Annotated in this window: 29 protein-coding genes; 13 read left to right on the forward strand and 16 right to left on the reverse strand. The window is 28.2% G+C overall.

Annotated elements, in window-relative coordinates; translation table 11 throughout:
* The first annotated feature begins 42 nt into the window (after window positions 1-42).
* Together LXD69_RS09300 and LXD69_RS09305 are read left to right on the forward strand one after the other, a co-directional pair.
* Window positions 43-354, forward strand: a complete 312-nt coding sequence (locus tag LXD69_RS09300) for a DUF3467 domain-containing protein (RefSeq protein ID WP_045967712.1) — start codon at window positions 43-45, stop codon at window positions 352-354.
* Window positions 355-411: 57 nt separating this feature from the next.
* A complete protein-coding gene (locus LXD69_RS09305) occupies window positions 412-948 on the forward strand; it encodes a GNAT family N-acetyltransferase (RefSeq protein ID WP_246914796.1) in 537 nt (178 codons plus the stop codon).
* Between the two features lie 422 nt (window positions 949-1,370).
* Here LXD69_RS09305 and LXD69_RS09310 read toward each other — a convergent pair whose 3' ends face one another.
* The 4 genes from LXD69_RS09310 to rluF form a co-directional block, all read right to left on the reverse strand.
* Window positions 1,371-1,553: a hypothetical protein gene (locus LXD69_RS09310; RefSeq protein WP_045967714.1), complete on the reverse strand. Its 183-nt coding sequence runs from the start codon at window positions 1,551-1,553 to the stop codon at window positions 1,371-1,373.
* A gap of 143 nt (window positions 1,554-1,696) precedes the next feature.
* Window positions 1,697-3,037, reverse strand: a complete 1,341-nt coding sequence (locus tag LXD69_RS09315; RefSeq protein WP_246914799.1) for a DEAD/DEAH box helicase — start codon at window positions 3,035-3,037, stop codon at window positions 1,697-1,699.
* 43 nt (window positions 3,038-3,080) lie between these two features.
* A complete protein-coding gene (locus LXD69_RS09320) occupies window positions 3,081-3,533 on the reverse strand; it encodes a hypothetical protein (RefSeq protein ID WP_246914802.1) in 453 nt (150 codons plus the stop codon).
* 21 nt (window positions 3,534-3,554) lie between these two features.
* Window positions 3,555-4,346, reverse strand: coding sequence for a 23S rRNA pseudouridine(2604) synthase RluF (gene rluF, locus LXD69_RS09325; RefSeq protein ID WP_045967719.1), 792 nt, complete (start codon window positions 4,344-4,346; stop codon window positions 3,555-3,557).
* 275 nt (window positions 4,347-4,621) lie between these two features.
* Here rluF and LXD69_RS09330 point away from each other — a divergent pair, with 275 nt between their 5' ends.
* On the forward strand, window positions 4,622-4,870 hold the full coding sequence (locus LXD69_RS09330; RefSeq protein WP_246914805.1) for a hypothetical protein: 249 nt from the start codon (window positions 4,622-4,624) through the stop codon (window positions 4,868-4,870).
* Window positions 4,871-4,940: 70 nt separating this feature from the next.
* Here the strand turns inward: LXD69_RS09330 and LXD69_RS09335 are convergent, their stop codons facing one another.
* Window positions 4,941-5,720, reverse strand: a complete 780-nt coding sequence (locus LXD69_RS09335; RefSeq protein ID WP_045967721.1) for a zinc ribbon domain-containing protein — start codon at window positions 5,718-5,720, stop codon at window positions 4,941-4,943.
* A gap of 1 nt (window position 5,721) precedes the next feature.
* Window positions 5,722-6,816 (reverse strand): Nif3-like dinuclear metal center hexameric protein, encoded by a 1,095-nt coding sequence (locus tag LXD69_RS09340; protein WP_246914808.1) that lies wholly within the window; start codon window positions 6,814-6,816, stop codon window positions 5,722-5,724.
* Window positions 6,817-6,861: 45 nt separating this feature from the next.
* Between LXD69_RS09340 and lpxK the strand changes: the two genes are divergently transcribed.
* A complete protein-coding gene (gene lpxK, locus LXD69_RS09345; RefSeq protein WP_246914811.1) occupies window positions 6,862-7,869 on the forward strand; it encodes a tetraacyldisaccharide 4'-kinase in 1,008 nt (335 codons plus the stop codon).
* On the forward strand, window positions 7,841-8,653 hold the full coding sequence (locus tag LXD69_RS09350; RefSeq protein ID WP_045967726.1) for a purine-nucleoside phosphorylase: 813 nt from the start codon (window positions 7,841-7,843) through the stop codon (window positions 8,651-8,653). The genes lpxK and LXD69_RS09350 overlap by 29 nt, the downstream gene beginning before the upstream one ends.
* On the opposite strand, the gene LXD69_RS09355 is transcribed toward LXD69_RS09350, so the two are convergent.
* From LXD69_RS09355 to recF, 8 genes are all read right to left on the reverse strand, one after another.
* The gene (locus LXD69_RS09355; RefSeq protein WP_246914814.1) at window positions 8,637-10,772 is read right to left on the reverse strand and encodes a tetratricopeptide repeat-containing hybrid sensor histidine kinase/response regulator; all 2,136 of its coding nucleotides are present in this window, start codon (window positions 10,770-10,772) and stop codon (window positions 8,637-8,639) included. The genes LXD69_RS09350 and LXD69_RS09355 overlap by 17 nt on opposite strands.
* A 177-nt stretch (window positions 10,773-10,949) precedes the next feature.
* The gene (gap, locus tag LXD69_RS09360; RefSeq protein ID WP_045967730.1) at window positions 10,950-11,945 is read right to left on the reverse strand and encodes a type I glyceraldehyde-3-phosphate dehydrogenase; all 996 of its coding nucleotides are present in this window, start codon (window positions 11,943-11,945) and stop codon (window positions 10,950-10,952) included.
* A 288-nt stretch (window positions 11,946-12,233) separates the two neighbouring features.
* Complete coding sequence (gene lipA / locus LXD69_RS09365) at window positions 12,234-13,109, reverse strand: lipoyl synthase (RefSeq protein ID WP_246914817.1); 876 nt, start codon at window positions 13,107-13,109, stop codon at window positions 12,234-12,236.
* A 112-nt stretch (window positions 13,110-13,221) separates the two neighbouring features.
* Window positions 13,222-13,803, reverse strand: coding sequence for an RNA polymerase sigma factor (locus LXD69_RS09370; RefSeq protein ID WP_045967734.1), 582 nt, complete (start codon window positions 13,801-13,803; stop codon window positions 13,222-13,224).
* Window positions 13,794-14,903: a glycosyltransferase gene (locus tag LXD69_RS09375; RefSeq protein ID WP_045967736.1), complete on the reverse strand. Its 1,110-nt coding sequence runs from the start codon at window positions 14,901-14,903 to the stop codon at window positions 13,794-13,796. The genes LXD69_RS09370 and LXD69_RS09375 overlap by 10 nt, the downstream gene beginning before the upstream one ends.
* Window positions 14,904-14,920: 17 nt before the next feature.
* Window positions 14,921-15,124, reverse strand: coding sequence for a hypothetical protein (locus tag LXD69_RS09380; RefSeq protein WP_045967738.1), 204 nt, complete (start codon window positions 15,122-15,124; stop codon window positions 14,921-14,923).
* A gap of 60 nt (window positions 15,125-15,184) precedes the next feature.
* Window positions 15,185-16,192, reverse strand: a complete 1,008-nt coding sequence (gene murB / locus LXD69_RS09385) for a UDP-N-acetylmuramate dehydrogenase (protein WP_246914818.1) — start codon at window positions 16,190-16,192, stop codon at window positions 15,185-15,187.
* A 46-nt stretch (window positions 16,193-16,238) separates the two neighbouring features.
* Window positions 16,239-17,318 (reverse strand): DNA replication/repair protein RecF, encoded by a 1,080-nt coding sequence (gene recF / locus LXD69_RS09390; RefSeq protein WP_246914821.1) that lies wholly within the window; start codon window positions 17,316-17,318, stop codon window positions 16,239-16,241.
* A gap of 196 nt (window positions 17,319-17,514) precedes the next feature.
* Between recF and LXD69_RS09395 the strand changes: the two genes are divergently transcribed.
* The 8 genes from LXD69_RS09395 (at window position 17,515) to LXD69_RS09430 (ending at window position 24,112) form a co-directional block, all read left to right on the forward strand.
* Window positions 17,515-18,297 carry a tetratricopeptide repeat protein gene (locus LXD69_RS09395; RefSeq protein WP_045967743.1) on the forward strand — a complete coding sequence of 261 codons (783 nt, stop codon included), beginning with the start codon at window positions 17,515-17,517 and terminating at the stop codon, window positions 18,295-18,297.
* 7 nt (window positions 18,298-18,304) lie between these two features.
* Window positions 18,305-18,787: a 6,7-dimethyl-8-ribityllumazine synthase gene (gene ribH, locus LXD69_RS09400; RefSeq protein WP_045967745.1), complete on the forward strand. Its 483-nt coding sequence runs from the start codon at window positions 18,305-18,307 to the stop codon at window positions 18,785-18,787.
* Between the two features lie 255 nt (window positions 18,788-19,042).
* Complete coding sequence (locus tag LXD69_RS09405; RefSeq protein ID WP_045967747.1) at window positions 19,043-19,270, forward strand: hypothetical protein; 228 nt, start codon at window positions 19,043-19,045, stop codon at window positions 19,268-19,270.
* Between the two features lie 16 nt (window positions 19,271-19,286).
* On the forward strand, window positions 19,287-19,574 hold the full coding sequence (locus LXD69_RS09410; protein ID WP_045967749.1) for a hypothetical protein: 288 nt from the start codon (window positions 19,287-19,289) through the stop codon (window positions 19,572-19,574).
* The gene (gene mutL, locus LXD69_RS09415; RefSeq protein WP_246914824.1) at window positions 19,575-21,437 is read left to right on the forward strand and encodes a DNA mismatch repair endonuclease MutL; all 1,863 of its coding nucleotides are present in this window, start codon (window positions 19,575-19,577) and stop codon (window positions 21,435-21,437) included.
* Window positions 21,434-22,186, forward strand: coding sequence for a rhomboid family intramembrane serine protease (locus LXD69_RS09420; protein ID WP_246914827.1), 753 nt, complete (start codon window positions 21,434-21,436; stop codon window positions 22,184-22,186). The genes mutL and LXD69_RS09420 overlap by 4 nt, the downstream gene beginning before the upstream one ends.
* 24 nt (window positions 22,187-22,210) lie before the next feature.
* Window positions 22,211-23,065, forward strand: coding sequence for a rhomboid family intramembrane serine protease (locus tag LXD69_RS09425; protein ID WP_045967754.1), 855 nt, complete (start codon window positions 22,211-22,213; stop codon window positions 23,063-23,065).
* Window positions 23,066-24,112, forward strand: a complete 1,047-nt coding sequence (locus tag LXD69_RS09430) for an endonuclease/exonuclease/phosphatase family protein (RefSeq protein ID WP_246914829.1) — start codon at window positions 23,066-23,068, stop codon at window positions 24,110-24,112.
* A 6-nt stretch (window positions 24,113-24,118) separates the two neighbouring features.
* Here the strand turns inward: LXD69_RS09430 and LXD69_RS09435 are convergent, their stop codons facing one another.
* A complete protein-coding gene (locus LXD69_RS09435) occupies window positions 24,119-24,730 on the reverse strand; it encodes a WbqC family protein (RefSeq protein WP_246914832.1) in 612 nt (203 codons plus the stop codon).
* Between the two features lie 97 nt (window positions 24,731-24,827).
* The gene (gene lepB / locus LXD69_RS09440; protein ID WP_246914835.1) at window positions 24,828-26,534 is read right to left on the reverse strand and encodes a signal peptidase I; all 1,707 of its coding nucleotides are present in this window, start codon (window positions 26,532-26,534) and stop codon (window positions 24,828-24,830) included.
* Between the last annotated feature and the right edge of the window lie 48 nt (window positions 26,535-26,582).

Raw genomic sequence — 26,582 nt, forward strand, 5'->3', positions numbered from 1 at the left:
CCTAACAGATATTTCTGTTAGGTTTTTTTAAATCATTAAATTATGGAAAATAATAATAACCAACAAGGACAAATTAATATTGAATTAGATGAAAAAATAGCTGAAGGAATTTATTCTAATTTAGCTATTATTAATCATTCAAATAGTGAATTTGTTTTAGATTTTATTGCAATAATGCCAGGTGTGCCAAAAGCAAAAGTAAAATCGAGAATAGTATTAACTCCACAACATGCAAAAAGACTATTAAAAGCATTAGGTGAAAATATACAAAGATTTGAAGTTGCACACGGGAAAATTGAAGAAGGCGAACAACCACATATTCCTTTAAATTTTGGACCAACTGGACAAGCTTAATTCTATTAAAATTTTTATAGATACGTTTTTTTTAGAATTATTGAAGGTTAAATAAAAATGCATATTGTAAATTTACAGTATGCATTTTTTATTATTATGATTAGAGAAATTAAAAGAGACGAATTAAACAAAGTAAAAGAGTTAGCTTATGCTATTTGGCCAATAGCTTATAAGGATATCTTAAGTGAAGAACAATTGTATTATATGCTTGATGCATTTTATTCTATAGAGGTGCTACAAGAGCAAATAGAAATTAAAAAGCATGTTTTTTATCTTGTAGAAGATGAATTAGAAAAGCCGCTAGGGTTTGTGTCTTATGAATTAAATAGCATGCTTAATAAAGCAAAAATTCATAAAATTTACGTGCTACCAGAAACACAAGGTACAGGAATTGGAAAGAAATTGTACGAACTAGTAAAAGAAAAAGCTTTAGAAGCTAATCAAGAAGCTATTTTTCTTAATGTGAATAAGTATAATAATGCTAAATCATTTTATGAAAAATTAGGTTTCTCTATTGTAAAAGATGAAGTTATAGATATAGGAAATAATTATATAATGGACGACTATGTTATGGAAATAAAAATTATATCTTAAACTAAGATTTTTTACTATCGTCGAATATTTCCATTAACATTATTCAAATTAGATCTATTTTTGTTTAAATATTAACATTAAATATTATAATTATGGCTTTAAGTAAAGATTATGAGTACACACAAGCAGATTTAGACAATCATGCAAATCAATTAAATCCAAATAATGACGAGTATCAAGGATAATATTGAGATTTACTAACTTTTTAACATCTCATAGTAAACTTATTATGAGATGTTTTTTAATTTAATTATGGTATCCGATAAAATATTTAGTATTTTAAAATTTTGACAATATGATGATAAATGGGTGAGATTGAAAGCATATACCAAAAATGAATTAGTAGGATTACTAAACAAAAGTTATAATAAAGTATAATTAGAAAGAAAGCCATCAAGTGTGAATTTGATGGCTTTTGATTTTTAACCCCAACAGTTGTTACAATTTTCTTTAACAGGGATTCCAAAAATAAAATATCGGCATTTTAATTTGTGTTTTCCCCAACCCCAAAATCTTCTTCCTTCCTTAACTCTTTTAAAATAATCTTTTTCAATTAATAGAAAAATTTTATCCTCTGACTCTTTAATAGTTACTTCTCTTTTCATTTTTTTATTTTACGTTAAACTATTTGTTTTTTACTCTTGGTAAAGATCAGTTTTAAAATTAAATACTTATAAGGTTCTTAAACCCTTTCTATTAGGTGTTTTTCCCTTTTTAATTTTAGGATAAATATTAGTTTTATTACGATTTATTTTTTCTTTTTAACTGGTGTTTTGGCTTTTATGAGAACTTCATTTTTATTTTGTAATAAATGATTGGCCAACATTTTTTCAATCAATTCATCTTTAGTTAAATGATGGAAAACTGTTTTAATTTTATCTTTTAAAACAGGAGAAATTTCATTATTTGGTTTCGTTTTGAAAATTTGTTTAGCCCATAAAAAAACATTATTATCCTCAATGCTTTGATTATCTGGCTTTTTAAATTCGGTAAAAGTAATTCCTAATTCTTTTTGAAAATCAGCTAGTTCAATAATTTCTTCTTTTTGTAAAATAGTCAACGATAAACCATTTGCTCCAGCTCTAGCTGTTCTTCCACTTCTATGTACATATGCTTCATAAACATCTGGTAAATGATAATTAACTACATATGAAACTTCTTTTACATCTATTCCTCTTGCAGCTAAATCAGTAGCAACTAAAATGTTAATATGTCCTTCACGAAATTGTTCCATTATGCGATCACGAATAGGTTGTGTTAAACTACCATGTAATGCACCTGAAGAGAAACGGTTAATTGCTAAATTTTTAGCTAGTTTATTAACGGCTGCTTTTGTTTTGCAAAAAATAATGCCACGTTGCCCTTCTCTTGAAGTTAGGAAATGCATTAGAATATTTAATTTTTCAATAGGATCTACTACTAGATATTGATGATCAATACTATTATTTCCTACAGTTTTCATATCAGCACTTACTTGCGTAACGTGTTTAGACATGTAGTTTTGAATTAATTGCTTAATTGTACCTGGCATTGTTGCAGAAAATAATAATGTTCTTCTGCTTTTTGGTAGTGCTACTATAATTTCGTCTAAACCATCTTTTAAAGCGGTTATCATTTCATCAGCTTCATCTAATACTAAATATTTTGCTTCTTTAATATTTATAGCATTTCGTTTAATTAAATCAATTAAACGACCTGGTGTAGCAATCACAATATGTGTAGGCTTTGATAAGCGTTCAATTTGTGGCTTAATAGGAATTCCTCCACAAGTTGCAGCAATAGAAACTTCGGGTAAATATTTAGCAAATGTTTCCATGTTACTAAATATTTGATGTCCTAATTCTCTTGTTGGGACTAAAATTACCACTTGAATATTTTGATTATCCGATTTTATTAATTGTAATAGGGGTAATCCAAAAGCAGCCGTTTTTCCAGTACCTGTTTTTGCCAAGCCAACAAAATCATCTGCTTTATTTAATAAAATGGGAATTGTTTTTTCTTGAATCTCTGTTGGTGTAGCGATTTCTAAATCGGCTAAGCTTTTTAGTATTGGTGCAGTAATTCCTAACTTGGAAAATTGATTTGACATCTTTTTATGGGTTTGTTGTTTTGAAAAACAGGTGTTTATAAATTTATATTTTAGTTTCAGGCTTAAAAGGAGTATACTTTTCCAAGTATTTAGGTTTTATAATTAATCCACTATATTTATGTTCAAGAGTTGAGTATACTCTAATTTCTGGATTATGTTTAATTTTTGAATAAGTGGCTTTAAATCTATAAATCAATGTTTTTTTATAGATTAAGGCTTGTTGGATTTCTAGATTTAATAACGTTCCAAAACGATCATTAATTTTTACACAAGACTCTGCTAAATTGTTAATAGTTAGTTTTCTTGCAAAATTTGGCGTTGCTATTTTATTTGTAATAGGAATATAATTTCCTGTTGAGCAACTTTCAAATTGAGTAAATGCGAAATTTTTAGCATTTATAATGTAAATTGAATCTAATTTATTAGGAATTGTTGTTGTGGTTGATGAACAATTATATAATGTAAAAAATATAATTAAAATATGAATTTTTTTCATAGATTATTTATGAAAATCCAGTTATCTATTCCTGTCATCATAATTTCTTTTGCCAGTAAATTTACTTTTATTACTTGGTAGACTAGCTTCTTCGGTTTTACTAGACTGCACAATCAAATTATTTAAATCGGTCATTTCTTTCGATGTAAGTAAACGATGTTGTCCAACAGGTATATCTAATGAAATATTCATTATTCGAGTACGTTTTAGCGCTTCTACTTCATAATCTAGGTATTCGCACATTCTACGAATTTGACGATTTAATCCCTGTGTTAAAATAATTCTAAAAGTATTTTTACTTACTTGTTCTACTTTACACTTTTTAGTAATAGTATCTAAAATAGGAATTCCATTTGCCATGCGTTGAATAAAACGATCAGTAATTGTTTTATTAACTGTTACAATATATTCTTTTTCGTGATTATTTCTTGCACGTAAAATTTTATTTACAATATCGCCATCATTGGTTAACAATAAAAGACCTTCACTAGCTTTGTCTAATCGACCAATAGGGAAAATACGCTCAGAATAATTAATATAAGAAACAACATTATCTCTTATATCAGGATTTGTAGTACATTCAATGCCTACAGGTTTATTAAAAGCAAGATAAATTCGATTATCTGTTTTTTCTTGAATCAATTGTCCGTTTACTCGCACTTCATCGTTTGGACCTATTTTTGTTCCCATTTCTGGAACAATTCCATTTATAGTTACACGACCTTGGTCTATTAAACGATCGGCTTCTCTACGTGAACAATAACCTGATTCTGATAAAAATTTATTAATACGAACTAATTTTTCTTCTTCCATGTTACAAAGATAAGTTTTTTAAAGTATTTGTAAATTTATTTTTAAAAAACACTATAATCATGTTTGTTTGAAAAAATGTAATGCGTTTTTACTTTATTGAAATTTAACTTTTTTTACAGATTTACTGTATGTGAATTAAGACGATTTGTAGCTATTTTTGTATAAAATTACAAAAGAGTAAGTTGTTTTTGAGAAAATATCTATTCAAATAAAAGTCGAAAAGCTGAAGGCGACTTAAAATATAGTGTAGGCATGTAAATAAATAAATTTTAATTATGAAAAATTTCTTTAATGTTTTTGGTTTAATGTTTTTATTTGTAACAATGGCTAGTTTTACTTTTCAGGAATCATCTAGTTCTTCAGTATTAGAAGTAGGACCACCGATAATACAAGGGTATGAGGCGGTGAAAAACGGTACAACTATTTATTTTAATACTCAGCAATGTGCTATAGATAATGGTTATACTTTAACAGGTAATGTTGCTATGTTACCAGAAACACAAGTTTATAAATGTTTTCAATAAAAAACATATTTAAACATAAAAACCGATGATTTATTTAAATCATCGGTTTTTTTTATATACGTTCTGAGAATTACAATTTAGCAAATAATTTCTCCATTTCATCTTTTACTTCTTCAGCTAGTATATTATCTACTAATATTCTACCACTGTGTTCGTCTGTTAAGATTTTTTTACGTCCAGCAATTTCCATTTGTGTTTGCGGTGGAATTGTGAAAAATGAACCAGCAGAAGCGCCACGCTCAATAGAAACAACAGCTAAGCCATTTCTAACACTTGTTCTAATTCTTGTGTATGCTGCTAATAAACGATCTTCAATTTTTTCTTGAAACTCTTCTGATTTTCCGATTAAGAAGTTTTCTTCTTTTTCAGTTTCAGCCATAATATCACTAAGTTCAGCCTTTTTGTGTTTTAAGTGATGTTGCTTAGAATCTAATTTTTCTTTAGTTTGACCAAGAACTTCTTTTTTATGTTCAATAGAAGCTTTCATTTCTTTAATATGCTTTTCAGCTAATTGAATTTCTAGTTCTTGAAACTCAACTTCTTTTGTTAAAGAGTTAAATTCTCTATTGTTGCGAACATTTTTTTGTTGATCTAAGTATTTTTTTATGCTTGTTTTGTGCTCATCGATTGCATTTTTCTTTTCTTTAATTTGAACATCGATAGCTTCTAAATCTGATTTTAATTTATCTAAACGAGTGCTTAGACCGGCAACTTCGTCCTCTAAATCTTCAACCTCAAGAGGTAGTTCTCCTCTAACATTACGTATTTCATCAATCTTAGAGTCAACCAGCTGTAAAGCATAAAGTGCTCTTAATTTATCTTCTACGCTAAGTTCTTTTTTGTTTGCCATATTAAAAGTATTGAACAGGATTTGTATTTTCTTCTGATAAAACGATTGCAAAATTAGTGATTTTTTCTTTAAGATAATCAACAATATAATTTTTTGTAAATCTTTCGCTCTCAAAATGACCAATATCGGCTAAAAGAAGTCTTCCTTCTGCTTCATAAAATTGATGATATTTTAAATCTGAAGTTAAAAAAGCATCTGCACCAGCTTGTAAAGCTGCTTTTGTTGCAAAACTTCCCGAACCACCTAAAACAGCTACTTTTTTTATAGATTTGTTTGTAAAAGCACTATGTCTAATGCCTCCACACTGCATTTTTGTTTTTACAAAAGATAGAAAATCGCTTTCATTCATTGGTTCAGATAATTCTCCTATCATTCCTAAACCAATATTTTGATGTTTATTGTTTAATGAATAAATTTCATATGCAACTTCTTCATAAATATGATTGCTGAATAATGTTTTTAGAATTTTAGATTCTAAATGCTTTTCAAAAGTAACTTCAATTTTAGTTTCTATATTTTCTATAAATTCAAATTTGTTTCCTATTTCAGGGTTGCTATTTTCATTTCCTAAATAAGTGCCGATTCCTCGACTGTTAAAACTACAATTTTCATAGTTCCCTATTTTTCCTGCTCCAGCTTCAAATAATGCATTTCTTAGTTGTGTAGAATTTTCAGGAACAGTATAAGTAACTAATTTTTTGATATAATTTTCTTTTGGAATAAGAATCTTAGTGTTTTGTAAACCTAGAGCATCACTGAAAATTTTATTGACACCATTTTGATGATTATCAAGTGCCGTGTGAATAGCATAAATTGAAATATCATTTTTAATAGCTTTCATAATCGCTCTCTCTACATAGTTTTTACCTGTAATTTTTTTTAATCCACTAAAAAGAATAGGGTGGAAGCAAACTACAAGGTTGCATTTCTTTGAAATGGCTTCATCAATTACATTTTCTAATGCATCATGACAAACTAATATTCCTTTTATTGTTTCGTTTTGATTGCCAACGAGTAAGCCTACATTATCAAAATCTTCTGCATATGGTAATGGAGCGAGTTCTTCAAGTATAGGAAGTATTTCGAAAAGTTTCATGTATAGAAATTTACTTCAAAGATAAAAAATTGCTACTTTCGTGCTATGGTTTTTTTAAGAAAAATACTTTTCCCACTGGCATTCATTTACTGGATAGTAACATTCATTCGAAATCTTTTGTATGATATTGGCATTTTTAGAAGTCAGACTTTTAATATTCCAATAATTGCTGTTGGAAATTTAAGTGTAGGAGGAACAGGAAAGACACCTCAAATTGAGTACTTAATACGCTTGTTAAGAGAGTATAAAGTAGCTACACTAAGTAGAGGTTATAAAAGAGAATCAAAAGGTTTTGTTTTAGCTAATGAAAATACTTCTGCTAGAATTTTAGGAGATGAGCCTTTTCAATTTTATTCTAAATTTCCTGAGGTTTTGGTTGCTGTTGATGCTAATAGAAGAAATGGAATTGCAGAATTGTTAAAATATAGTCCAGATGTGATTTTGTTAGATGATGCTTTTCAGCATAGAAAAGTAAAAGTAGGATTTTATATTCTATTAACGACTTATGATGATTTGTTTTGTAATGATTTTATTCTCCCTTTTGGTAATTTAAGAGAACCTTCATTAGGAAAAAAAAGGGCAAATATGATAATTGTCACTAAATGTCCTTCACTAATTTCCGAACTTACACAGGAGAATATAAAGAGACAGTTAAATGTTAATTGTCCTGTTTTCTTTAGTACAATTGAATATGATGAATATGTGTATGCTGAAAATGAGGTAATAAAAATCGAAGATTTAAAAGAGCCAAAGTTGCTTTTGGCAGGTATTGCTAAACCCGATTTGTTTTTTGATTTCTTAGGAAATGAAGAAGATGAAAAAATGGTTTTTCCAGACCATCATAATTTTTCTGATCAAGATATAAAAAGAATAAAAAAGTTAGCTAGTAATAAAAAAATTATTACTACTGAAAAAGACTTTGTTAGACTAAAAGGTAAATTTTTAAATAATCAATTATTTTATTTGCCTATTAAGAGTAGAATAATTGAAAACGAAAATAATTTTAATAGTAAAATAAAAGAGTATGTGGGAAAAGGCACAAGAAACGGTTAATTATTTGAAAGGTATAACACATTTTGCTCCAGAGTATGGAGTTATTTTGGGTTCTGGTTTAGGAGGATTTGCCAATGATATTAAGGTTGAATTTTCAGTTTCCTATAGTGAAATTCCAAATTTTCCTGTTTCTACTGTTAAAGGACATAAAGGAGCGTTATTATTCGGAACTATTGATTCTAAAAAAGTAATGGCTATGCAAGGACGATTTCATTATTATGAAGGTTATGATATGAAAGAAGTTACGTTTCCTGTGCGAGTTATGAAATTATTAGGAATAGAAAAATTAATTGTTTCAAATGCTTCTGGTGGTGTAAATGCATCTTTTAAAGTAGGCGATGTTATGATAATAAAGGATCATATAAATATGATGCCAGAACATCCATTGCGTGGGCATAATGATGAGCGTTTTGGGCCAAGATTTGTAAATATGAGTGAACCATATTCAAAAGATATGATTGCTAAAATAAAAAATATTGCAAAAGATAATGAAATAGAGGTTAAAGAAGGTGTTTATTTAGGGTTGCAAGGACCTACATTTGAAACATTAGCTGAATATAAGATGGTTAAAAATATTGGAGCTGATTGCGTAGGAATGTCTACTGTTCCAGAGGTTATTGTAGCAAAGCATATGAACATGGATTGTTTAGGAATTTCTGTAATTACAGATATGGGTAATGAGGAAAGTATTGAAGAAGTAAATCATGAAGAGGTTTTAGAAGCTGCAAAAAAAGCAGAACCACATGTGAGAAGCCTAATTAAAAATTTTATTCTTCAGTATTAGATAAAAAGTTAAATAGAATAGTGTAAAATTCTTCAGGAACAAATGGTTTTGTGATTACTTCATTCATGCCGTAAGAAAGCAGCATTTCCCTATTCTCATTTAATGATATTGCTGTGAGAGCAATTATGGGTGTAGTAGTGTCAAAACTTCTAATTTCAGAAGTAGCTTCTGTTCCATTTATGCCAGGTAAGTGAACATCCATTAAAACCAAATCATAAGTGTTTGTTTTTAAATGTTCAATAGCTTCTTCTCCATTATCAATGATAACTGAAAATATACCTTTTTGTTCTAGCATTTTTTTGGTTATCATTTGATTTATTTTGTTGTCTTCAACTAATAAAATTTTTATAGTTTTTTTTGTGGGTAAATTTTCACTTTCTTGTAATGCTTCTTTCTTTTCAATGATTTCACCCTTGTCAAAAGTTAAATTAAATTGTAAGCTAGTTCCTTTGTTAACATCACTTTCAAGTATAATATCGCTACCTAAAATTTCTAAAATTTTCTTTACAATGGATAATCCTAAGCCAGTTCCACCATAAGTGCGATTGATTTCTACAGATCCTTGACTAAAGCTGTCAAAAATACTTTTTTGTTTATCTTTTGGAATACCAATTCCATTATCTTTTATTTCAAAAGAAAGTACGATTTGATTTTTAGATTCTTTTATTTTTTGAATGGTTAACCAAACATCTCCATTCTTACTAAACTTAATAGCATTGTTAACTAAGTTAATTAAAATCTGTGAAATTTTTGTAGGATCACCAATAGTGTAAGGAGGGATATCTTTGTCTATCTTAAGGTGGAAATTAATATTATTTTCAATAATAAATTCATTAAAAGAGGTTTTAATATTTTCGACTAAATCAATTAAATTAAAATTTATTTTTTCAACTAATACTTTGTCAGATTCAAGTCTGTTAATTTCAAGAATATCATTAATAAATGTAAGTAAATATTTTCCGGAAAATTCTAATGATTTTAAATAGTTTAGTTGAGTTGCTTTTGGTTTTTCATTAAGCAGAATATATGCAATGCCATTTATAGCGTTTAAAGGTGTTCTAAGTTCATGACTTACGGTTGCTAAGAACTCAGCTCTAGCTTTACTTGCTCTTTCAGCTCTTTCTTTTTCTATGGTTAATTCTTTGTTTTTTTCTTTTAATAATTTATTTGTGCTAATTCTAATTTTATTGTTTTTGTATAAAGACAAACTAAGTAGCGATAAAATAGAAATTAATGCGATACTTAAAATACTTATTAGTTTTGAAAAACGAAGCGTTTTTTGTTGACTTTTTTTCTCTTTGTCTAATTGCTCAATTGTTTTTAATTGTTTGTCAAACTGAATTCTATCAAATGTGTTTTCAGATAATGAATGATTGTAAAAATTATCTAAAGAATCTGCAATAGAAACATATCTTTCTAAATAAATTTGAGATTTATCAAGTTGATTGTTTTTTTTATAGGTATTACTTAATTGTCTAAGAATTTTCTTTTGGAGTTGAATATTCTTAGAATGATTATAATTCATAATTAATGCATTTTCGAAAAAATCAATTGCATTATTAGTGTTGTTTTTTAGATTTTCAATTTCACCTATTTGGTAATAAGCTTCTACTTTTGTGTCAAAAAAAGATTCATTAGAAATGGAGCTAATTACAGAGCTAAAAATAGAAATAGCTTCGTCATATTTTCCTTTGTTTTTCTGGATAATTCCTTTTTGAATGTTGATTAATTCAATTGCGTCTGAAAAATTTAATGCCCCGTAGATTTCAGAAGATTTATTAAAATAGATTTCAGCAAGATCTATTTTGTTCTTTTCTAAGTAACATTTTCCTAAACTATAATAAGCTAAAGCTAAGTTTGCACTAGGAACATTTTTTTTATATAGATTAATACTTCTTATGAAGTTTTCAATTGCAGTATCAGGTTTTCCTAAATCATAATAAACTCCACCTAAAACTAAATAACAGTCTGGAAGTTTAGAATACTCTCCATGTTTCTTGGCATAATCTATGGCTTTGTCAATATAAATTATGGCTTTGTTAAAATAGCGTTTATCTTCTTTGTTGAATGATGCAACTTCTAAATAATAATCAATACTATCATTTATTTCAGTAGTCAATTTTAAAAGTGACTGAGAGTAACTTATTGAGCAGAAAAATAAAAAAACAAGTAATAAGTTTCTCATTATAAATGAAATTGATTTTGAGATTTAGCGATTGTTAACAAAAATATATATTTTTTTCTAATGTTATATTTTAATTATAGTTAATTGATTTTACGTATTTTAATTATAAGATTATTTTTTGGATACAAAGAGAATCAAGTCTATTAATCGTGATGAATATCCGATTTCATTATCATACCAACCTACAACTTTTATCATTTTGTCTATTACAGATGTTAATTGTGCGTCGAAAAGACAAGAATTTCTGTTCCCTATTATATCTACTGAAACAATTGGATCTTCTGTATAGTCTAATATTCCTTTTAAATTTGTAATTGAGGCTTGTTTAAAAGCATTGTTTATTTCTTCAATACTTACTTTCCTTTTTACATTAAAAGTGATATCAGTTAATGAACCATCAGGAACAGGAACACGAATACCACATCCTCCAATTTTACCTTCTAGTTCTGGAAAAATTTTAGATAATGCTTTTGCTGCACCAGTTGTTGTAGGAACAATAGACTGAGAAGCACCTCTAGCTCTTCTTAAATCTTTATGAGGTTGATCGTGTAAACTTTGATCGGTGGTGTAAGAGTGTACGGTTGTAATATAAGCTTGTTCAATTTCGCATAGTTCTTGAATTACTTTTATCATAGGTGCTGCATTGTTTGTTGTGCAACTTGCATTTGAAATGATAACTTCAGAACCGTCTAAAATGCTTTCATTTACTCCTAAAACCACTGTTTTTATTTTGTCATCTTCAGGAGGAACAGATAGAATTACTTTTTTTGCTCCAGATGAAATATGTTGATTTAAAGTGTCCCAAGTTTTGAATTTTCCTGTAGCTTCAATTACAATGTCTATATTTAAGGATTTCCAATCTAAATTTTTAATATCTTTTTCGTGATAGAATAAATATTCTTTATCATCTATTATAATAGAAGTATCATTATAACTTGTTTTTGATTGTAACACACCATGAATACTGTCATATTTTATTAGATGACTCATCGTTTTGTTGTCTGCAATATCATTTATTGCAATAACTTCAATTGAAGGATGGTTAAGCAAAAGGCGAAATAAATTTCTACCAATTCTTCCAAAACCATTAATAGCAATTCTTGTCATTTTTTTAAAGAAAAATTAGAGTATAAAAGTAAGGAATTTATTATTTTTGATGGATAGATAAGGAATATAATTTGATTGTATTATTAAATTTTAAGATTTATTTAAGTTATGTGATTATTTGAAAAAGAATAATGATTATTTGAAATATAATTCAATGAAGAAGTTTTGGTTGTTGTTAAAAACGATAAAGTATAGATAATAAAAAACTCCATAAATTAATAGTTATGGAGTTTTTGGTTTGAATAAAGTAATAGTTTCTAGTTAATAACTGCTAACTTTATATGGTTTTTAATGAATATGTTTTTCAGCATGGTAAGAAGAGCGCACTAAAGCACCACTTTCAACATGTCTAAATCCTAATTCTTTACCTATTTTTTCATATTTTTCAAACTGATCAGGAGTAATGTATTCTTTTACAGGCAAATGTTTTTTACTAGGTTGTAAATATTGACCTATTGTTACAATATCAACATTTGCAGCTCTTAAATCGTGTAGAGTTTGAATTACTTCTTCTTCTTTTTCTCCTAAACCTAACATAATACCAGATTTAGTTCTTTTAATGCCTTGTTCTTTTAAATAACGTAAAACTTCTAAACTTTTTTCATATTTAGCTTGTATTCTTACTTCTCTTGTTAGTCGTTTTACAGTTTCCATATTATGAGAGACTACTTCTGGAGCTACTTCAATAATACGATCTAAATTTCTAGTGTTTCCCTGGAAATCAGGAATTAGAGTTTCTAAAGTAGTGTTTGGGTTCATTCTTCGAATAGCTTTAACTGTTTCAGCCCAAATAATAGATCCCATATCTTTTAAATCATCTCTGTCTACACTTGTAATAACGGCATGTTTAATGTTCATTAACTTTATAGAACGTGCCACTTTTTCAGGTTCGTCCCAATCAACCGTTTCTGGTCGACCTGTTTTTACACCACAAAATCCGCATGAACGAGTACAGATATTTCCTAATATCATAAAAGTAGCGGTTCCTTCTCCCCAACATTCTCCCATATTTGGGCAACTACCAGAAGCACAAATTGTATTTAATTTGTATTTGTCAACTAATCCTCTTAATTCTGTATAATTTTTTCCTGTAGGTAACTTTACTCTCAGCCACTTTGGTTTTGGTTCTCTTGGAGGAAAAACATTCTCAGTAACAGTATTCATAAAAATAATTTTGAATCACAAAGATAGTGAGATTTGATAAAACAAAAGAAGAATTAGTAAGTTTTAAGATTTGTTTGTCATGTTGTGAAATTTGAAACAATATTAAGTGCGTTTACTTCAATTTTTTATTCTTTTTTTTAGAAATAGTTTCAGCTAATAATTTTTTAGCACGAAGTAGCTTTATCTTAATATTATTTAAAGGCTCATCAAGTTGCTCAGCCATATCTTGATAGGTCATTTCTTGGAAATAACGTAGTTGAATAACTTCTTGATATGCGGGTTTTAATGTTTTAATGTAATTTAATAGTTGCGAAAGATTTTGTTCAGTAATAATTTCATCTTCTATAGAAGGTGTTTCGTCAACAACATTAAATGCATGATCATTTTCTTCATCTGTAATATCTATAAATAATGAAGATTTCTTTTTGCGTAGCATATCAATATGAACATTTTTTGCTATTGCAATTAACCAAGTATTAAACCCGAATTCTGGATTGTAATTAGTGATTTTATCAAAAGCTTTTGCAAAAGTTTCAATTGTAATGTCTTCTGTGTCGATTTCGTTTTCAGTTCTTTTTAGCATAAAGCCATAAACTTCATTCCAGAAAAAATCTAATAAGAATGTGAAGGCAACTTGGTCTCCAGTTTTTGCTTTGTCTATATTTTTTTGAATAATTTCAGAATTTATTTCCAATGTACGGGTTTTGAGAAAATGTTAGTAAAGAAAACATTTAGTTGTGTGAAGATAAGGAAAAATTCTATAATTGGATACCAATACATTACATCTTTTTCTTTTAGTTTTCCGGCTGCATAACCAAGACTTATCCATGTAAATAAATAGCGAAATACTATAATTGATGTTACAATGATCCATTGATGTTGAAAGGCTAACAATATAATTGAAAGTAAAATGAATGCTAATTGAGAAATGTAAAATAAGCCTAGTTGTAAGCGATCAAAAGGTTTGTATAGTTTTGCGGTTGATACATGTCTCCTTTTTTGATTAAACCATTCATTAAATGTTTTTTTAGGTTCAGAATATGTGAAGCTTTCAGGTGTAAAACAAATAGTAGTATTTGATTTTGTACCTACTTGATTTATAAATAAATCATCATCACCAGACCTAATTTTCATGTGTTCTATAAAACCACCTGCATCAAAAAAAGTTTTTTTAGTATATGCAAGATTTCGACCAACGCCCATGTATGGATTGCCTGTTTTTGCCCATCCGAAGTATTGAGTAGCTGTAACAAGTGTTTCAAAACGAATGACTTTATTTAGGAAGGAGTTTTTGATTTTTTCATAACCACCATATCCTAATACTATTGCTTTTTTTGATGTAAACTGGCTAGCCATTTGTGTTATCCAGTTCTTTGAATTAGGATAACAATCTGCATCAATAAAAAGAAGATGTTCGTTTTTAGCAACTTTTATTCCTAATGTAAGTGCATATTTTTTATTTCCCCAAAAAGTTTCATTGTTTTGAACTTTGACTAGTTTTATATTTGAATATTGTTGTTCGTATTTTTCAAATAAATCAAGTGTTTCATCACTAGATGCATCATCAATTAATATAATTTCATAATCTGGATGATTCTGTGAAATTAAAAGAGGAAAATATTTTTTGATATTTTCAGCTTCATTTTTAGCGCAAACAATTACTGAAATAGGGATTTTTTTAGCTGTAGTAGTTGTTTTTTTAGAAAAAGAAAATCGTCCTAAAATAAATACATAGTATAGGAATTGAATACCAACAAAAAATGCTAGTAAAATCAATAAAATTTGTAAAAACATATAGAGAAAGTAAAAAATTAAGAGTGTGAACTTTCTTCACAGTTTTTCATTTCTTCTGGAGTTTTTCCACAAAAGCTACAGTTTTCTCCATCTGGATTTAGGAATGGACTTTGGCTAGCACAAGTTCCAGCGAATTTACCATCTTTTTTTGCCCAAATCTTTATTGAAATGCCAATAATGGCAATTGCTAGAAGACCTATAGTAAGTAGAATTAGTTTCATAATGCTTAATATTAGACTGCAAATTTACAAAACAATTAGTATTATTATTGATTTTTATTATTAAATAATGTTTACTTCTGCTTCTATTAAGATACCAAATTTGTTTAAAATAGTGTTTTGAATGTCTTTAGAAACGGCAAGAATTTCACTTCCAGTAGCATTTCCGTAGTTAACTAATACAAGTGCTTGGTTTTTGTGAATTCCAGCATCACCAAAGCGTTTTCCTTTGAAACCAGCTTGTTCAATTAACCAACCAGCAGGTACTTTTACTTCAGAATCAGAAATGTTATAATGTGGCATGTCTGGGAAAAGTAGTGCAATTTTTGAATATTTTTCTTTCGAAATAATAGGGTTTTTAAAAAAGCTACCGCTACTGCCTAATTCTTTTGGATCAGGTAATTTGCTTTTTCTAATAGAAATTACAGCATTGCTAACATCTTTTATAGTTGGAGTAGTGATATTTTGATTTGCTAATTCTGTCTCAATAGCACCATAAGAAGTGTTTAATTTGTGATTTTTATTAGTTAGCTTAAATGTAACGGAAGTAATAATATATTGATTTTTCAGCTCGTTTTTGAAAATGCTTTCTCTGTATCCAAATTGACAAGAGTCTTTATCAAAGATAATTAGCTTTTGTGTTTCAATTTCCATTGCTTCACAGCTAAAAAAAACATCTTTAATTTCTACACCATAAGCACCTATGTTCTGAATAGGAGTTGTTCCTACGTTGCCTGGGATTAAAGATAAATTTTCAATTCCACCATAATTATTTTTAATACAATAAAGTACAAATTCGTGCCAGTTCTCACCAGCATTTGCTTTTATATATGTATATTCTTCATTTTTATCTATGACTTCTATTCCTTTTAAATTAATATGAACAACTAATTTATTAATGTCTTTAGTAAGTAACATATTGCTTCCACCACCAAGAATGAAAATATCTTTCTCATTTTGTAATAATGTTGCTAATTCTTCTATTGTATGAATTGCGATAAACTGTTTTGCTAAAGCATTAATTCCAAAAGTATTATGTTTTTTTAAAGAAAAATTAGATTGAATGTTCATTTTGAAATAAAATTTAATGATGCAAAAATAAGATTAATTCTATAAATTATAAGTTGTAAATAGTGTAAGATTGATGTGTGTTTTTAATAATGTTTTCTGTTCTTTCAGCATGGGTATCAGAAATGAAAATTTGTCCAAAAACAGCATCGTTTACCATAGTTACAATTTTTGAAACACGAGATTCGTCTAATTTGTCAAAAATATCATCAAATAAAAGAATAGGTAATTCACCGCTTTGTTCTTTTATAAATTCAAATTGAGCTAATTTTAAAGCAATTAAAAATGATTTTTGTTGTCCTTGTGATCCGAATTTTTTAATTGGGAAATTATCAATTTCAAAAGAAAGGTCATCTTTATGAATGCCGGTACTAGTATATTGTAGCGCTCTGTCTTTATTTAAGTTTTGCTTAAACAATGTAGTTAAATCAGATATAAAAAGCTGACTTTGATAAATTAATTGTACTGTTTCTGCTTCACTAGAAATTATAGTGTAGTATTTTTGAAAAATAGGGATGAATTGATCTAAAAAGTGTTTCCTTTTCTCAAAAATTATTTTACCTAAAGGTTCAAGTTGGTCATCATAGATAGCTAAATTATCTTTGTCAAATATTTGATTTAATGCAAAGTATTTTAAAAGAGCATTTCGTTGTGCTATTAATTTTTGATATTGTATTAATTCATTTAAATATTTGTTATCTAATGTAGAAATAACACTGTCAATAAATTTTCGTCTGGTTTCACTTCCTTCGACTATTAAGTCTGTATCAGAAGGTGAAATAATAACTAAAGGAACAAAGCCAATATGTTCTGAAAGTTTTTCGTATATTTTATTGTTTCGTTTTATTATTTTTTTCTGACCTCTTTTTAAACTACACGAAATTTTTTCTTCTTGTTCGTTTTTGTTAAAAATGGCATCAATTAAGAAAAAATCCTCATCATGTTTTATATTTTGAGAAGCTAATGGATTAAAATAACTTTTCCCATAAGCTAAATGGTAAATAGCATCTAAAATATTAGTTTTTCCTATTCCGTTTTTTCCAACAAAACAATTGATTTTACTATCAAAATCAAAAGATTGTGTGGAGATGTTCTTATAGTTAAGTAAGGTGAGATGTTGTAAAAACACTATGTAATAAATCTTATTAGTATATGAAATTACAGCAAAAATACTATGAAATTATATAAAACAATTAAAAAAGCACTTTTAATTTATTCATAGCTTAATAATGTAAGTATAGCTTAATATAATAATATTTTAAAATATTTTTTGTGTCTGTTTCAATAAAAATTATATTTTTGCAACTTTAATAAACTTATTATAAATGGCAACATATAACAAAAGAGGTTATAAAGCACCAAAACCAAAAGATGTTTTAGATAACGAAAATGAATTTGAAGAAGTATTAGAATCTGGTGAAAGTACAACGGAAGAAGTATTTAATACACTTGACGAGACAGCTTCAAGAACAGAAGAATGGGTAGCTAAAAACCAAAAGTTAATTTTAGGAGTTGTAGGTGCTATCGCTTTAGCAACAATTGGGTATTTATTATTTAATAAATTTGTAGTAGAGCCTAAAGAAGATAAAGCGTTGAATGACATTTACCAAGCTCAAGTTTATTTTAATGATGCTTTAGCTAATGCTCAAAACCCAGATTCATTATTTAATTTAGCACTTAAAGGTGGTGAAGGTAAATTAGGATTAATAGGTGTTGCAGAAGAATATTCAGGTACAAAATCTGGAAATGTAGCAAACTATTATGCGGGTATGGCTTATTTACATACTAAAGATTTTAAAAATGCTGAAAAATACCTTACAGCTTATAAAGCAAATGATGCAATAACAAAAGCAGAAGCTTTAGGAGCTTTAGGTGATGCATATTCAGAACTAAATAAAGTTGATGCAGCAATTGATAGTTATAAGAAAGCAGCAGAATCTAACGAAAATGATTATACTACTCCAAGATTTTTAATGAAAGCAGCTCAACTATGTTATTTAAATAATAAAAAAGGAGAAGCAAATGCTTTATTCAAAAAAATTAAAGAGAATTATGAAACGTCAAGAGAAGCTCAAAATATAGATGCTTTAATTACGATGACAGAATAAGCTTATTATGGCTACAGAAAATAAAAATTTATCACAATACGATAAAAACACAATCCCAAATGCGAAAGACTTTCGATTTGGGATTGTTGTTTCAGAATGGAATGACGCAATTACGAATGGTTTGTTTGAAGGTGCAAAAGCAGCTTTAATAGATTGTGGTGCTTTACCAGAAAACATTGTCCGTTGGGATGTGCCAGGAAGTTTTGAACTAATATTTGGTTCAAAAAAGATGATTGAAACACAAAATGTAGATTGTGTTATTGCAATAGGCTGTGTTATTAAAGGTGAAACGATGCATTTCGAATTTGTATGTGATGGAGTAACTCAAGGAGTGAAAGATTTAAATTTAAAGTATGATGTACCTACTATTTTTTGCCTTTTAACAGATAATACAATGCAACAGTCTATTGATAGAAGTGGAGGAAAGCATGGTAATAAAGGAACAGAAGCTGCTATTGCAGCAATAAAAATGGTAGCCTTAAATAAATAAAAAAAACTAAAAGCCTGAGTTTAATTATTTCAAAGAAATAGTTGTCTCAGGTAAGTTTTTAATAAAAAAATATTACTTTTTATCACAAAATCCAGATAGGATTTAGCCTAAATTGATAGTTTTATAATAATCAAAAACTCATATTGGTTTTTAAGACTTGTAAGTTTCTCTAATTAACAAAATTTGGCAATTTGTATTTCTAATTCTATTTATTTTTAAGTATTTTTGATTCTATAAAAAAGCACCTAAGTTTTGTTGTATAAATCAAAAAATAGAACCTTTAATTATAAGCCTCGATTTTCAAAAGAAAATAATAGAGAGACCAATGATGATTCTTTGTCAGAGGAAGATTTTATTTCAAAATGGAAAGGTGTGCATGGGCAAAATAAAAAAACAAAAACAGTTCTGCCAATAAGTGTATTAATACTATTACTGGTATTATTATTGATAGGTATATATGTGTTAGATTCCTATGTTGAATAATTAAAATAAAAGTAAAATGGGACTTTTGGGGAAAAGAAAAAATAAAAAATTTAGTTATCAACCAAGATATTTTGATGATAAAGGAGAAGGAAATCCTTTTGAAATTAAACATAAATTTGACGAATATCGAGTAACCATAGGTTCAGATAGAGGGTTGAAAGCAAAATTTATGAAAGCTTTAAATGATTTTAAACATAATCAAAACAAAGAAGCGAATAGGAGAATTTTGATTATAATAAGTATTTTGATACTTATTTTTTTATTTATAATTGACTTTGACTTATCGGTCTTTAAAAGAAAATAAATGTCCAGTATAATTCAATTATTACCTGATCATGTTGCGAATCAGATTGCAGCAGGTGAGGTTGTTCAAAGACCAGCTTCTGTTGTAAAAGAATTACTTGAAAATGCTATCGATGCAAAAGCAAATGATGTTAAATTAATTGTTAAAGATGCAGGAAAAACATTAATTCAAGTTATTGATAATGGAGTAGGAATGAGTGTTACAGACGCTCGTTTGTGTTTTGAACGCCATGCTACATCAAAGATTCGTTTAGCAGAAGATTTATTCGATTTAAGTACAAAAGGGTTTCGCGGTGAAGCATTAGCTTCTATTGCGGCAATTGCTCATGTGGAGCTAAAAACAAAACAGGATCAGGAAGAATTAGGACATCACATTGTTATAGAAGGAAGTAAATTTATATCACAAGATGTTGCAGTTCTACCAAAAGGAACCTCATTTTTAGTAAAAAATTTATTTTTTAATATTCCAGCTCGAAGAAATTTCTTAAAATCTGAAACAGTTGAAATGCGTCATATTGTTGATGAATTTCAACGTGTTGCATTAGCTCATCCAAATATTTATTTCACATTGATCCATAATGGAAGTGAAATGTTTAATTTACCTGCTTCAAATTACAGACAGCGTATTGTGAATCTTTTAGGAGGTAAAACAAATGAAAAATTAGTTCCAGTAACAGAAGATACAGAAATTGTAAAAATAAGTGGTTTTGTTGGTAAGCCTGAATATGCTAAAAAGAGTAGAGGAGAACAATTCTTTTTTGTGAATGATAGATTTATAAAAAGTGGTTATTTACACCATGCAATTATGAATGCCTATGATGGATTATTAAAAGAAGGAAATCAACCGAGCTATTTTTTGTATTTACAAGTTCCTCCAAATACCATAGATATCAATATTCATCCTACTAAAACAGAGATTAAATTTGACGACGAACAAGCTTTATATGCTATTTTACGTTCTGCTATAAAACATAGCTTAGGACAGTTTAATGTGGCTCCTGTTTTAGATTTTGAACGCGATCCTAATTTAGATACTCCTTATGAGTATAAGAATAAAGATAGTGATTCTCCTACTATTCAGGTTGATGCAAATTTTAATCCTTTTATAGAAGATAAACCAGTAAGAAATAATAATAATTCATACGCTTCAAGTGGAAATTATACGAAGAGAGAAACTGCAAATTCTTGGGAAAGTTTATATGTAGATTTAAGAAAGGATACTGCGGAAGTAGAAAGCATTTCATTTGAAAGTGAAGAGGTAACAGGTTCTTTTTTTGATAATATGGAAGTTGAAAATACAACTTCAAGAACCTACCAAATACACAAAAAGTATATCGTTAGTTCCATAAAATCAGGAATGCTTGTTATTGATCAAAATAAAGCACATCAACGTATTTTATACGAACAATATTTGACAAATATTACAGTTAAACATGCTTCAAGTCAGCAATTATTATTTCCATTAGAATTGTATTTTTCTAGAGAAGAAATTCAGTTTATCAAAGAACTACAACCTTCATTAGAAAATACAGGATTTATATTTGACAATATTAAAGAAGATAGTATTCAAATAGGAGGAATTCCTGTTTCCATTCAAGAGAGTGAAGTAAGTATTTTGCTAGAAGAACTAATAAATGGATTGCAACATAATATTCCTGAAAGTACTTTCTCTTTAAATGATGGAATTGCAAAGACAATGGCAAAAAGTCTTGCCGTAAAAACAGGAACATATTTAGCAGAAATAGAACAAGAGAACTTGGTTAATGGCTTATTTGCTTGTAAAGATCCAAACGTTTCTCCATTTAATAAACCGATCTTCATTACTATAAGTGTAGAAGATTTAGATAAAAAGTTTGCATTATGATTAGAATGACAGATATGGTAAAGCATTTGCTTATCATCAATATTATATTTTTTATAGGGAGTTATATATTACCTAATTCTATTGATTTATTAGCATTACATTACTTTGAAAGTGATAAGTTCCAATTTTGGCAACCTATTACACACATGTTTATGCATGGAGGTCCAATGCATATTTTCTTTAATATGTTTGCTTTGGTTTCTTTTGGAAGTGCTTTAGAGCAAATGTGGGGAAGTAATAAATTTCTATTTTTCTACTTTTCATGTGGAATTGGAGCAGCTTTACTTCACACAGGAGCAAATTATTATCAATTTCATAATGGACTAAATGTATTGTTAGAAAATGGAGTAGATAAAGAGGTTATTTTTGAAATATTAAACCAAGGAAAGTATAGCACAAACTGGACTGAATATCTTTCACAGAGTAGTTTAGATGGAATGGCTTCTTCATTTATAGCTCCAGCAGTAGGTGCTTCAGGAGCAATTTATGGTTTATTAGTAGCTTTTGCTTTTATGTTTCCTAATGCAGAATTAGCATTGATGTTTATTCCTGTGCCAATTAAAGCAAAATATTTTGTTCCAGGATTGTTAACAATAGATTTATATTTAGGATTACAAGGAAGTTCATTATTTGGTAGTGGAGGAACAGGAGTAGCTCACTTTGCTCATTTAGGAGGAGCATTAGTAGGATTTATTATGATGTGGTATTGGAAAAAGAATCAGTTTAATAAAAATCGTTGGGACAGATAACAAAATAATCTAATAAATAGATTTATGAATATTATAGAAGATATAAAACAGCAATATAAAACAGGAGGTATAGTTCAAAGATTAATTTTTTGGAATATAGGAATCTTTGTGCTGTCAATTATTTTCTTTTTCTCATTTAAAACCAAATCGTTTAATTACCCTATATGGTTAGGCTTGTTTTCTGATAATAATCAGTTAATATTTAGACCATGGACATTAATAAGTTACATGTTTCTTCATGCTGGTTTTTTGCACTTGTTTTTCAATCTAATGGTTTTACATTTTTCGGGTAGATTATTTATAAACTATTTTACAGGAAGACAATTATTAGGACTTTATATTTTAGGAGGTATTTTCTCAGGATTAATATTTTTAATTTCATTTTATATTCTAGGAGAATATTCTGTCTTAGTTGGAGCAAGTGGAGCAATAATGTCAATCTTAATAGCAGTTGCAACTTATGCGCCTTATATGTTATTGCGAATGCCATTAATTGGAACAGTAAAACTATGGCAAGTAGCTGCTGTGATTGTTTTGTTAGACTTAATTCAAGTTCCTATAAGTAATACTGGAGGACATTTGGCTCATTTAGGAGGAGCATTATTTGGATTTTTATATGTAAAATTGTTGAAAAATGGAACCGATTTATCAAAAGGAATTTCAAAACTACAAGATGCATTTGAAGATTTAATTTCACCAAAAAAGAAAACTCCTTTTAAAACCGTACACAAGAATACAAGTAAAACCACTACATTTACAAATCAGACAACAAATATCGATCAAAAAAAGATTGATGATATCTTAGATCGGATTAGTAAATCAGGTTATGATAGTTTGAGTAAAGAAGAAAAAGATTTTTTATTTAAAACAGGAAAATAATTGAAAAAAGAATCGTGGATAAGTAGGCTTGCATTTTTCGTTAATAAAGTTTTAGCTATATTGACGTTTTTGGCTTATATATTACCTTTCTTAGCTCCTAAATTATTTCCTTTTCTAAGTGTATTAACGCTTTTATTACCTCTTTTTCTAATTGTAAATTTTATTTTTTTTATTGTTTGGGTCTTACAATTAAAACGAAAAGCATTATTATCTGGATTTGTATTATTAATTGGTATCACATTTATAAATAAGTTATATCGTTTTTCTGAAACTAACGAAAAAGCAGAATCAAACGATTTTACTTTAATGAGTTATAATGTCCGTTTATTTAATAAATACGAATGGTTGCCCAATAAAAAAGTACCAAGTGATATTTCAGATGTTATTCAGAATTATAATCCTGACATTTTATGTTTACAAGAATATACACCTAATGAAAATGTAAGATTGAGAAACTTTCCTTTTAAAAACATAGAATTAGAGGGAAATAAAAACAAATATGGTCAGGCAATTTTTTCTAAATATGAAATTATAAATACAGGTGAAATTGATTTTCCAAACTCTAGTAATAATGTGATTTTTGCGGATATAGTAAAGTTTAAAGACACTATACGAGTATATAGCATGCATTTACAATCAATAAAAATTAGTACAGATATTCATGAGAAACTAGATGAAAACAAATCTAAATTTATTTTCATGAGAATAAGTGAGGCTTTTAAAGAACAACAATTACAATCAGAGTTAATTAAAGCACATTATGATAGTTGTAAGTATCCAAAAATTATTTGTGGAGATTTAAACAATAGTGCTTTCTCTTATGTATATAGAAATATAAAAGGAGAAATGAATGATGCATTTGAAGAAGCAGGATCGGGTTTTGGAAAATCGTATAATTTTAAATATTATCCTGCTCGAATTGACTATGTTTTTGTTGAAGATATTTTTAAAGTAAAAGAATTTCAAACTAATAATCAAGTAAAACTAAGCGACCATTTTCCAGTTATTACACGATTAGAAATAGTTGAAAAAGAATCGAAGAAATAATATACTTTATATTGTTTGTCTTAATAAGTATTCTTTTGCATGTCTACCTTCATTAAATAATAAATCTAGAATACTTAAATTAGGAATAAAATTATGTTTCTCGTTAAATACCTGAATATAATCTTCATTTATAAACATGTCTTTCTTTCCGTTTGCTAAAGATCTAAAATCTGTGAAATTAGGTGTCTCATGGAAAAATTCTTCCGTTTTAGAAAATGGAAGTGTAATCCCTAAACAGTCATTAATAACTGCAAAGATTTCAAAATTCAAATCCATCATAAAAGTGTGTTGCTTTTCAAATATCGGACGAAAGTCATCTTCAAAAAACTCAAAAAAAGGAGAAGTTCTATAAGCAGCTTCAAGGGATTTAAAATGATTTTTTTGCCAATCAAATGCATTTTCAATTTTAACGTCTTTGTATTTCTGATGTGCTGTTTTATTATGCTTTATAGGAATATTTAGCATTTGAATACCATTTGGACTGTAAATATACATTCTATTACGATTGGTTTGTTTCTGAAAATTATCTTCAACTTCAAAAGTAATTGTTTCCGCCTGTAACATAGCAGTATAATGACTTATAGATGGAAAGTAAGTAGGATGTAATAAAATATTCATTTTTTTAAACACTAAGATTGTTTATTTCTTTTAGTAAGAATTTTATTTTTCAAGAATGTATTGAATCTAAATACATTCTTGAAAAATAAAGTAATGATTAAGCATTTTCTTTTGCTTTTTTCTTTTTCTTCCAAAAATATTCGCCTACAAAATATAAGGCCAATAAAACTAGAAAATATTTAAAATAAGATTGTGGTTGACCTGTTCCGCTAACTGTTGTAAACAGTCTATCCCAGCGAATTCTCCAGTTTTTAATTCCATCATTAATTCCATCAATACTCATCCAAATAAAAATAGGTTTTCCTACAATGTGGTCAGCAGGAACATAACCCCAATATCTGGCATCGAGTGAATTGTGACGATTGTCTCCCATCATCCAGTAATAATCTTGTTTAAATGTATATGAAGTTGCAACTTGACCATTGATTCTAATTTCATCTCCATTAACTACTAATTGGTTTCCTTCATATTCATTAATTATTTTTTTGTAAAAAGGCAATGTTTCTTTGTTAAGCTCTACTGATTTTCCTGCTTCTGGAATGTAAATAGGTCCTAAATTATCAATAGTCCAATTTGTATTGCCAGGAAAAATTTCTTTGTTTAGTTCTTTTTTTGGTAATATAATTCTCACTACAGAATCAATAGCACTATTTTTTCTTAAATTTTCAGCATTTACAAGCGTTAGGTTAGCTTCTCTTTCAAAGTCACTAATTTCTGTTAATGAGATACTGAAACTTGAAAGAACTTTGTTTGGAATTCCTCTAGCATCAGTAAGAATAGTTATGGTACCGTCTTCATTTCTGAATGATCCTCTAGCATAAGGTGATAAAGCATTTGCTTGATTTTCGTTGTAGATAGTGGTAATAAATTTACGAGTAAATTCTGTAGAACCATTTTCTGTAAGTAGGTTAGAAGCTACACCGTTTTTAGAGTATACCTTATGCATATATTGAGGCTTTGCTCTATCAGGCATAATAGATTCTTTACCATTAATATAAATAATTCCGTCTCTAATTTCAAATGTATCACCAGCAATGGCTGTACATCTTTTTACATAATTGGTTTTTTTATCAATAGGTTTGTCATAGCGTTTGTCTGCTGCCTTGTACATGTGAAATAGGGTATCAGTAGGCCAATTGAATACAACAATGTCATTTCGTTCTATTTTTTGAAAACCAGGTAATCTATAATAAGGTAATTGTGGCCAAGTAGTATATGATTTTGTATGTATAAGAGGAATAGTATCATGAACCATTGGAGCAGCAAACGTAGTCATAGGTGTTCTTGCTCCATAATGAAATTTACTTACAAAAAGGAAGTCTCCTACTAATAATGATTTCTCTAATGATGGGGTTGGAATAGTATATGGTTGAATAAAATAAGTGTGTACAAATGTAGCTACAACAATTGCAAAAGCAAGTGAACCAACTGTGTCCATAGCTTTTGTAGGTGCTTTTAAATCACGATTGGCAAAATAAGTAACTTCTTGAGTATAGTTTACATACATGATGTAAAATCCAAGTGTTACAATTCCTAAGATCATGTCTAAAGTAGATTTTTTACCAAATGTTCTTAGTGTTTCAATCCAAATGATTGGAAATAAAAATAAATTGATAATAGGAATGAAAAGTAAAAGTGTCCACCACGTAGGGCGATTAATAATTTTCATTAAAACAATTGAATTATAAACTGGAATGAATGCTTCCCATGCTTTTCTACCTGCTTTTACATATAATTTCCAAGTTCCTAATCCGTGGATTACTTGTACTAATAAGATGAATAATAACCAACCTGTTACTGACATATTTGTTTTTTTTTTAGAATAAAGAAAACAGAGTAAAGAAAATAGACT

Origin of the sequence: Flavobacterium sediminilitoris (assembly GCF_023008245.1) — a bacterium.
GTDB lineage: Bacteria > Bacteroidota > Bacteroidia > Flavobacteriales > Flavobacteriaceae > Flavobacterium > Flavobacterium sediminilitoris.

What these genes read in the sequence shown, in the direction of transcription:
- LXD69_RS09300 (WP_045967712.1), top strand. Translation starts at nt 43, where the DNA reads ATGGAAAATAATAATAACCAACAAGGACAAATTAATATTGAATTAGAT.
- LXD69_RS09305 (WP_246914796.1), top strand. Translation starts at nt 412, where the DNA reads ATGCATATTGTAAATTTACAGTATGCATTTTTTATTATTATGATTAGA.
- LXD69_RS09310 (WP_045967714.1), bottom strand. Translation starts at nt 1,553, where the DNA reads ATGAAAAGAGAAGTAACTATTAAAGAGTCAGAGGATAAAATTTTTCTA.
- LXD69_RS09315 (WP_246914799.1), bottom strand. Translation starts at nt 3,037, where the DNA reads ATGTCAAATCAATTTTCCAAGTTAGGAATTACTGCACCAATACTAAAA.
- LXD69_RS09320 (WP_246914802.1), bottom strand. Translation starts at nt 3,533, where the DNA reads ATGAAAAAAATTCATATTTTAATTATATTTTTTACATTATATAATTGT.
- rluF (WP_045967719.1), bottom strand. Translation starts at nt 4,346, where the DNA reads ATGGAAGAAGAAAAATTAGTTCGTATTAATAAATTTTTATCAGAATCA.
- LXD69_RS09330 (WP_246914805.1), top strand. Translation starts at nt 4,622, where the DNA reads ATGAAAAATTTCTTTAATGTTTTTGGTTTAATGTTTTTATTTGTAACA.
- LXD69_RS09335 (WP_045967721.1), bottom strand. Translation starts at nt 5,720, where the DNA reads ATGGCAAACAAAAAAGAACTTAGCGTAGAAGATAAATTAAGAGCACTT.
- LXD69_RS09340 (WP_246914808.1), bottom strand. Translation starts at nt 6,816, where the DNA reads ATGAAACTTTTCGAAATACTTCCTATACTTGAAGAACTCGCTCCATTA.
- lpxK (WP_246914811.1), top strand. Translation starts at nt 6,862, where the DNA reads ATGGTTTTTTTAAGAAAAATACTTTTCCCACTGGCATTCATTTACTGG.
- LXD69_RS09350 (WP_045967726.1), top strand. Translation starts at nt 7,841, where the DNA reads ATGTGGGAAAAGGCACAAGAAACGGTTAATTATTTGAAAGGTATAACA.
- gap (WP_045967730.1), bottom strand. Translation starts at nt 11,945, where the DNA reads ATGACAAGAATTGCTATTAATGGTTTTGGAAGAATTGGTAGAAATTTA.
- lipA (WP_246914817.1), bottom strand. Translation starts at nt 13,109, where the DNA reads ATGAATACTGTTACTGAGAATGTTTTTCCTCCAAGAGAACCAAAACCA.
- LXD69_RS09375 (WP_045967736.1), bottom strand. Translation starts at nt 14,903, where the DNA reads ATGTTTTTACAAATTTTATTGATTTTACTAGCATTTTTTGTTGGTATT.
- LXD69_RS09380 (WP_045967738.1), bottom strand. Translation starts at nt 15,124, where the DNA reads ATGAAACTAATTCTACTTACTATAGGTCTTCTAGCAATTGCCATTATT.
- murB (WP_246914818.1), bottom strand. Translation starts at nt 16,192, where the DNA reads ATGAACATTCAATCTAATTTTTCTTTAAAAAAACATAATACTTTTGGA.
- LXD69_RS09395 (WP_045967743.1), top strand. Translation starts at nt 17,515, where the DNA reads ATGGCAACATATAACAAAAGAGGTTATAAAGCACCAAAACCAAAAGAT.
- ribH (WP_045967745.1), top strand. Translation starts at nt 18,305, where the DNA reads ATGGCTACAGAAAATAAAAATTTATCACAATACGATAAAAACACAATC.
- LXD69_RS09410 (WP_045967749.1), top strand. Translation starts at nt 19,287, where the DNA reads ATGGGACTTTTGGGGAAAAGAAAAAATAAAAAATTTAGTTATCAACCA.
- mutL (WP_246914824.1), top strand. Translation starts at nt 19,575, where the DNA reads ATGTCCAGTATAATTCAATTATTACCTGATCATGTTGCGAATCAGATT.
- LXD69_RS09420 (WP_246914827.1), top strand. Translation starts at nt 21,434, where the DNA reads ATGATTAGAATGACAGATATGGTAAAGCATTTGCTTATCATCAATATT.
- LXD69_RS09425 (WP_045967754.1), top strand. Translation starts at nt 22,211, where the DNA reads ATGAATATTATAGAAGATATAAAACAGCAATATAAAACAGGAGGTATA.
- LXD69_RS09435 (WP_246914832.1), bottom strand. Translation starts at nt 24,730, where the DNA reads ATGAATATTTTATTACATCCTACTTACTTTCCATCTATAAGTCATTAT.
- lepB (WP_246914835.1), bottom strand. Translation starts at nt 26,534, where the DNA reads ATGTCAGTAACAGGTTGGTTATTATTCATCTTATTAGTACAAGTAATC.